The sequence below is a fragment of the Frankia gtarii genome (assembly GCF_025403375.1).
Taxonomy (GTDB): domain Bacteria; phylum Actinomycetota; class Actinomycetes; order Frankiales; family Frankiaceae; genus Frankia; species Frankia gtarii.
In genome coordinates this window covers 1-7309 of sequence record NZ_JAMPTM010000320.1, presented here as the reverse complement: position 1 = coordinate 7309, position 7309 = coordinate 1, and the positions used below count along the sequence as shown (strand labels likewise).

The window sequence follows — 7309 nt, the reverse complement described above, 5'->3', positions numbered from 1 at the left end:
GGGGGATGGAGGTCCTCGGCGCGGTGGGAGAGCGCGGCGGGGACGCGAACGGCGGAGGTTTCAAGGGCTGTCCTTCCGCACGCCGTCAAGCCTAGGGCACCGCGGGCACGGGGCTACCCGCTCACGGGGAACCATCGGCGACGGGCCGGCTGATTCCGCCGCTACGAACCGCCCGATGTCCGGTTCGTAGCGGTGGGCTGCCGGAGGCGTCCTTTGTCGGCGGCAGGTGGTGAGTGGCCTGTAGCCTGCGACCAGCTTGCCCGGGGGCGAGCCTCGGGTCGGAAGTGATGCCACCATGACCAGGGTGGACATGGCGCGCAGGCCCCGCCCTTCAGAGCGGGGTCAGCGTGTTGCTGCCGGTTGCTGCTGCCCGTCGATGTGTTCGCGTAGCAGTGCGAGTGGGGTACCGCAGGCCGATGTGGCGAGGTAGGACGGTGACCAGAAGTGCCCGCGGATGCTGTACCGGTTGATCTGGCCGGTGTGCGCGGAGCGCAGCCGTCGCGTCGAGACGCCCTTGAGGCTGTTCACCGGCGTAGATACCGCGATCTTCGGTGGGTACTCGACGAGCGGGTGGACGTGGTTGTCCTGGCCGTGGAACTCGGTCGTCACAGCGCCGAAGTCGGCGCACACGCCGGCCATACCTGTCGCCGTCGGATTCGCTTGTGGACAAAGGGTGACGGGTGAGGTGACCATCGTTCGCTACCGCTACCGCGCCTACCCCGGGCCGGGGCAGGTTCAGGCGCTGGCGCGGGCGTTCGGTTGTGCCCGGGTCGGGTTCAACGACACGCTGCGTGCCCGGGACGAGGTGTATGCCGCCGGGGAGCGGATCGGCGATACCGACGTGCAGCGCCGGGTGGTGACGCTGGCGAAGCAGACCCCCGAGGGTTTCGGGGTGACGCCGCGCGGGGTGCGGGCGGCGAAGGTCGGTGTTCTGCGGCTGGCCTGGTCGCGGGCGTTGCCGTCGGTCCCGTCGTCGGCGACGGTGATCCGGCAGGCGGACGGCCGGTACTACGTGTCGTTCGTCGTGTCGTTCGTCGTCGATGTCGTCGACGTTCCCTTCCCGGTGGTCGACGCCGAGGTCGGCCTGGATCCTGGGTTGGGCCGGCTCGCGACCCTGTCGAGCGGGGAGATCGTCGCGAACCCGCGTCCTCTGCGGTCGCGGCACCGCGGGCTCGCCCGCGCGCGGCGGGCACTCGCCCGCAGGCGCAAGGAGTCGGTGAACCGTCGCAAGGCGGTGCGCCGGGTCGCGGTCGAGCACCGGAAGGCGCGGGAGGCCCGCCGGGATCATCATCACACGCTGGCTGCTCGGCTGGTCCGCGACAGCCGAGCGGTCCACGTCGAGGGTCAGCGCCAGGTCGCCGCTGGGCGCAAAGACGGGGCTGCGACGCCGCGTCGGGCGGGGATGGTAGACGCCTGCGGAGCCGACGTGAGACCCGGACCTGTCCGGGCGGCTGGCCGTGAAACAGGAACCCACCGAGGTGCCGCGTGAACCCGCTCGGCACGGCAGGAATCCCCGCCCTTCAGGGCGGGGAGGACGGCAGGGAACTGTCGGACCAGGATGGAACTGTCGAATCATGATGGAACCACCGACCATGACCGGGGGCGCTGGTCCCACCATGGGGGCGGCGGAGGGTACCGAATCCGGGGGTACCGGCGGCCACGGCGGCCACGGCGGGCCGGCGCTGCCGCCGGGCGGGCTGCGAGCCGCCGCCGGGAACTCCGACGGGATCACCGACACCGCCTTCGGTGCCGCCGCGCTGGAGCTGGGCCGCGCATCGGTCGAGTTGGGCGCCGCCTATCGGGCGCTGGAGCGGGTCATGGCCACGGTGCTCGTCGCGCTCCGCGCCGTCGCCGTCCTGCTGACACTGTTCTACCTGGTCATCTGGCACTGGTACGCGGGCCAGCCGGCGGCCACGGCCGTCGTGGCGCTCAGCGTCGGATGGGGCGTGTTCTTCTGCGTGGTGGGCCTGCGCCGCGGGGTGGGTCGCCCGCTGGCCGCCGCGAGTGTCGTCGTCGCGCTGGCACTGGCGCTGACGGCCGAGCGCTGGCTGCCGCCGGAGTCGGTGGGGGACAGCGGCAACTTCGTGTTCCTGACCGCCGTCAACGCGGCGATCGTCGCCGTGTGGGCCTTCCCGCCGCTGCTCGCCGCGCCGGGTGTGCTGCTGCTCGGCGCCGGCACCCTGGTGGGGGGCTGGGGGCACAACCCGCAGGTCATCGTCGAGTCGGCCATCCTGGTGCTGGTGCCGGGGCTGCTGGGCTTCGCGATCGGCCGGCTGCGCCAGATCGCCCGTACCGCCGACCGGCGCTGGGCGAACGTCGTGGCGCGCCACCGGGGTGAAGCGGTGGTCCACGCGGTCGCCCGGGACCGTCGGGAGCGCGAGCGGATCATCCACGACACGGTCCTCAACACGCTGACCGGCATCGCCTGGGGTGGGGGGCGGGATGTGGCGCTGGCACGCCGGCGCTGCGCGCAGAGCCTCGCCGCCGTGCAGGGCCTGCTCGACCCGGATGAGGCGACCGGGCCGGCCATCGACGAGCGCCTCGCCGAGGTCGTCCGCAACGCCACCGGCCCGCGGCTGCGGGTCACCTTCGACAATCATCTGCGCGGCGCCGCCCGTGGGGCGGTCCTCACCGAGCCGCCGGCCGTCGTCGGCGCCGCCTTCGCCGGAGCCGTCGGCGAGGCGCTGGCGAACGTGGAGCGCCACGCCGGCACTCGCCGGGCGCGGGTCCGCATCGACGGCGGGTCGGGTGTCGTCACCGTGCGGGTGTCCGACGCCGGCCGCGGCTTCGACCCGGGCAAGGTCGACCCGGCCCGGCTCGGTCTGCGCCGCTCGATCGTCGGCCGGCTCGAGGACGTCGCCGGGACGGTCGACATCGTCTCGGCGCCGGGGCGCGGCACGACCGTGCAGCTCCAGTGGCGCACATCGCGGGATACGCCGATCACTGGCGGCACTGGCGGCACTGGCGGCACTGGCGGGGCGCGGGGCGGCCTGCCTGCCGGCCGTCGGGGCGCGGCCGCGGTTGCCGCGGACGGCCATGGGGTCGTCGCCGATCGTCGTGGGGTCACCGCGATCGCCGACGACCTCGCCTGCGCCTACGCCGCCGGGCTGCGCCGTGCCGTCGGGCAGGTCACCGGCATCTGGCTGGTCATCATGCTGGTGCCGCTGGTCGCGACGCTCGGCTGGGTGCGGGCGCGCCCGGTCGCGGCGCTGCTGTGGGTGGGCCTCGCGCTGGTGGTCGCCGAGACCGTACGGCGGGTTCGGGGCCGGCCGCTCGGGCGCGCCGAATCGGCTGTACTGCTGGCGGTGGGCCTGGCTGTGACCGTCGTCAGTACGGCGAACACCCGCGGGCCGGACATCGTTCGGATCGCCGACTGGCCGCTGTTCGTCCTGCCGCTGCTGCTGGCGTTCATCACCGCCTCCCGGCCGCGGCGGGAGTGGATCGCTGCCCTGGTGGTGGCGATCCTGCTGCTGGTCGGGCTGGTACTCGTCCGGGACACGGACAATTCGCTCGTGTTCGCCCGGCTGAGCTCGAACATCTATGGGATGTGCGGCGTCCAGATCGTCACCGCCATGCTCGGCCCGCTGCTGCGCGCCACCGCCGACACCACCGCGCGCACCCTGGCGGCGGAGGCGGAGGTCGCCGCGCGCATCGATGCCCTGCTGATGATCCGCCGCGAGCGCGTCCAGTGGTTGGGCACCGTCGAGGCGGACGTGCTGCCGCTGCTGGCGGGGATCGCCGGTGGCCGGCTCGACCCGAGGGCGGCAGCCGTGCGCAGTCGCTGCGCGGTGCGGGCCGCCGTGATCCGTCGGATGCTGACCGGCGGCGGGCCGTCATCCGCGCTCGCGGATCTGGATCCGGTGCTCGCCGACGCCGAGAACGCGGGGATCAGCGTCGAGGTCCAGCTCTCCGGGGATCTGCGCTCGGCGCCGGCGCCGGTGCGGGTGGCATTGGCCGACCAGGTCGGCGCGGTGCTCGCCGCGGCCCCGGGCGGGCGGGCGATCGTCACGGTGCTGTGGGCGCCGGACGGGGGGAGCGTCTTCGTCGCGGTGCCCTGGCCGGACGGGGTGCCGCCGCCCTGGCCCGACGGCGCCGGCGACACCTGGCCGGCCACCGGGCTCGAGGCGGGCGCCCCCGACGTGGAAATCGGCGTCGATCTGGACGATCAGTGGCTGAGCCTGGAACTCACCTGGCCGCCGTCCATCCGCGCCGCGCCGACGGCCCGCGCCGGGTGAGGCCCCCGCGGCGGGCCCGGCGCGGCGCGGGCTCAGTACTCGCTGACGATCCGCCGCAGCACCTCGGGGGTGGACGCCGGCGTCGTGCTGTCGACGCTGAGCCGGTTGTAGACCTCCATGTACCGGTCGACGTCCTCGCGCTTGTCCAGGTAGGTGGAGCCGGTGAGCTGCTCGAGGTAGACGACGTCGGGCAGGTCCATCTCCGGGAAGCGCAGGATGGTGAACGCGCCGCCCTCGGCCGCGTGGCCCCCGAAGGCGAAGGGCATCACCTGCAGGGTGAGGTTCTGCAACGGCGCGAGGTTGATCAGATGCTCGATCTGCGCGCGCATCACCTTCGGGCCGCCGATCGGCCGGCGCAGCGCCGCCTCGTCAATGACCACCCACAGTCGCGGTGGGTTCTTGCGGTAAAGCAACTTCTGTCGGTTGATGCGGACGCTCACCCGCCGCTCGATCACGTCGACCGGCGCCCCACTGCTACCCTGAGTGATGATGGCTCGCGCATAGTCTTCGGTCTGGAGCAGGCCCGGAATGAACTGCAGCTCGTAGGTGCGGATCAGCTGGGCGGACTCCTCGAGCCCGACATATGGCTGGAACCAGGTGGGGAGAACGTCGTTGAAGTTTTGCCACCAGCCGGCGGTGTTCGCCTCGCGCACGAGCGACAGCAATGGAGCTCGCTCGGCTTCGTCCGTGACCTGATAGAAGGTCAGCAGGTCGGCGACATCCCGCTCTTTGAAGCTGACTCGTCCCAGCTCCATCCGGCTGATCTTCGACTCGGAGGCGCGGATGTGGTATCCAGCGGTCTCCCGGCTGATGCCCTTCTCCTCGCGAAGTCGACGGAGCTGAGAGCCGAGCAGGATCCGACGCACGGTCGGCCCACTTCCCGGCTGAGCTGTCGTCACGGTCGGCCCCCTCGCCATCGGTCAACGCAAGAGTATGACATCTGATCTTCTAGATCCGGATATGTGGCTGGTTCTCTTGTCTGGGCGACAGCTGCTTGTTTAGCGCAGCGAGGGTTATTTGTATACACGCTCACAGAGGGTGCTGGCGGTGGGCGTCCGCTGGCCTGGCGGTGTAGACGCCCCCGAAGGTGCGGCCGGGGATCGAAGGTAGCTCTCAGTGACGCGAACTCTCCGATCCGTTCCGGAGCCGTCGCATCGAGCCGCTTCCATTCCCCTCACCCCCTTCGGTCCTCCCGCTCGCACTCTCTCGCTCCACTCTCTCGCGTTCCCGTTCGCCCGCCCGGCCCGCGGTGTCCACGTTCCCCGGCGCTTCGGACTCGACGTCGCCCAGGTGCCCCTGGGCTGCCGGTCGCCTCCGCGCCGGCATGAGGCTCCGGTGCTGGCAGGGTTGCCTGTCGTCTGATTCCACCCGACCGCGGGGCCAGGTAGGGCGGCCGACTCCCCACTCGGGTGAATGTCGCCGGACCGGCGGCCCGGTCGTGGTGCTCGCGCCGCCCACCGGTGGTGGCCGACGAGGTTCCCACCCCAGCGGCGGCCGGAGATGTTCCGGCACCGAGATGGTGGAGCGCAGGTGCGACCGGTGAGACTTTGCGTGGTGCGATGGCCTCTCTGGTGGTCCGACGATGGGTTCCCATTGCGTTGCCCCCCGCGCGTTCGCGCGGCCCCGGGACTCGGCCGTCGCCGGCCGCGTCCCGATGTCCGACGTGTCGGGGCTATGAACTTTTACACCAGCGGGTTCCCCTCCGATCAGCGTCCCTCGCCGCGGGAGCCCCGGTGCCCTGCCGCGCTTGTGTGTCATTCCCGCAAGTCAGCGACCTCTATGTCGGCTACATCCCTTGATGCACCGTTGCGGAGCCGCCGTCCGGCTGCGCGATTCATCACTTTAGGAATTAATCAGGGCGATTTGCTCACTCCTTCGGGTCATCTCTGCCGGCCCTGGACCAGGAGTGCTAGCGCCTGCGGGGGAGGCCGCCGTCTGCGGGACCGGTGCGTCGGGTCCGCTCGGGGCGGGGTCCCGCTCCTTATCGCCGGGGCGGGCGCGGGTTCGGCCGTCGGGCGGGCGCCCCGTCTCGAGGCGCGCGACCGCGGCGGGCGCATGGACGGCCGCACGTGAGGCCGGGGTGCGCACATGCGACCCGCTTGATGCACGTGCACCCGACCGTGCTGTATCGTGAGCCGAAGTTCGTGCAGGCGCACACGCGAGTACATCGGTAGGGGTTCTCGGGGGTAGATCCGTCCGGTGTGATCGGCGGGGTGTCCATCGCAGTGCGGCGGTGCGACGGGGCGGACTGCGTGGGGTGAGGGCCGTCGTGGCACGGCTACTCGGGTCTTCAGGAGATCGCGTGACCAAGATCTACAGTGGCATGTCGGCGGCGGCGCTGGAGCGCGTGACCTGGCAGAAGAGTCGGCGCAGCAACTCGCAGGGCAACTGCGTCGAAATGGCGAAGCTGCCGGGCGACGAGGTGGCCGTCCGCAACTCCCGGCATCCGAACGGCCCCGCCCTTGTCTATACCCGAGCTGAGATAGAGGCTCTGATACTCGGGGCCAAGGATGGCGATTTCGACAACCTTCTCCAGTAGGCGCCCGCCATCATGGTCCTGCTGACTCCGGTCGTCCCTTCCCGGCAGACGTGCGACACGGCCGTGCGGGCTCCGCTCGCCCCTAGCCCGCAGCACGCGTGGCTGGCCCAGACGTCGCAACGCGACGTCGCCCCGGCCACCGACCTGCTGGATCGGACGGACATGCGGTGCAACGAGGCCCGTTCTGTCCCTTCCCGTACCGACCCGCCGATGCGGCCGGCGATCGCCTTCGCGGCGCTTGCGGCCAACCGGACCGGAGACAGCATGCGCCCGCCTACCACGGAACGGATCTTCAGCTCGGGAGATCTTCCCCTGCTCTCACTGCCGGGTGCCGATGGGCTCATCACCTGCCAGTGGACCCACGAATCCCTCGGCGTGCCGGGCTCGTGGCAGGACGACGGCGACACGATCGCCGAGCGTCGGCGAGCGCAGGTGGGCTTCGTCCTGGTCGAGCCGGCGTGGCTGGTCCGGGCCGCCGCCGAGCAGGTGCGCTCGGCCGGCGTCGACGCCATCGTGCTGCACGCCCACCCGAGCC

The 7309-nt window shown here is 71.7% G+C and carries 4 protein-coding genes and 2 pseudogenes; 4 read left to right on the top strand and 2 right to left on the bottom strand.

The features are described 5' to 3' along the window. Positions 1-342: 342 nt before the first annotated feature. Positions 343-639 (bottom strand): annotated as a pseudogene (gene tnpA / locus NBZ83_RS28260) (IS200/IS605 family transposase); the annotation flags it as partial. Positions 640-685: 46 nt separating this feature from the next. Here tnpA and NBZ83_RS28255 point away from each other — a divergent pair. Then, the gene (locus NBZ83_RS28255; RefSeq protein ID WP_261576143.1) at positions 686-1489 is read left to right on the top strand and encodes a transposase; all 804 of its coding nucleotides are present in this window, start codon (positions 686-688) and stop codon (positions 1487-1489) included. 103 nt (positions 1490-1592) lie between these two features. Then, on the top strand, positions 1593-4235 hold the full coding sequence (locus NBZ83_RS28250; protein ID WP_261576142.1) for an ATP-binding protein: 2643 nt from the start codon (positions 1593-1595) through the stop codon (positions 4233-4235). 32 nt (positions 4236-4267) lie between these two features. Here NBZ83_RS28250 and NBZ83_RS28245 read toward each other — a convergent pair whose 3' ends face one another. After that, on the bottom strand, positions 4268-5134 hold the full coding sequence (locus NBZ83_RS28245; protein WP_261569186.1) for a Sco1979 family transcriptional regulator: 867 nt from the start codon (positions 5132-5134) through the stop codon (positions 4268-4270). 1403 nt (positions 5135-6537) lie between these two features. Between NBZ83_RS28245 and NBZ83_RS28240 the strand changes: the two genes are divergently transcribed. After that, entirely contained in the window at positions 6538-6774 is a 237-nt protein-coding gene (locus tag NBZ83_RS28240; protein WP_009742485.1) for a DUF397 domain-containing protein, read from the top strand. Between the two features lie 12 nt (positions 6775-6786). After that, a pseudogene (locus tag NBZ83_RS28235) lies at positions 6787-7309 on the top strand (hypothetical protein); the annotation flags it as partial.

Coding starts and splice junctions, on each gene's coding strand:
- NBZ83_RS28250 (WP_261576142.1), top strand. CDS start 1,593: ATGACCGGGGGCGCTGGTCCCACCATGGGGGCGGCGGAGGGTACCGAA.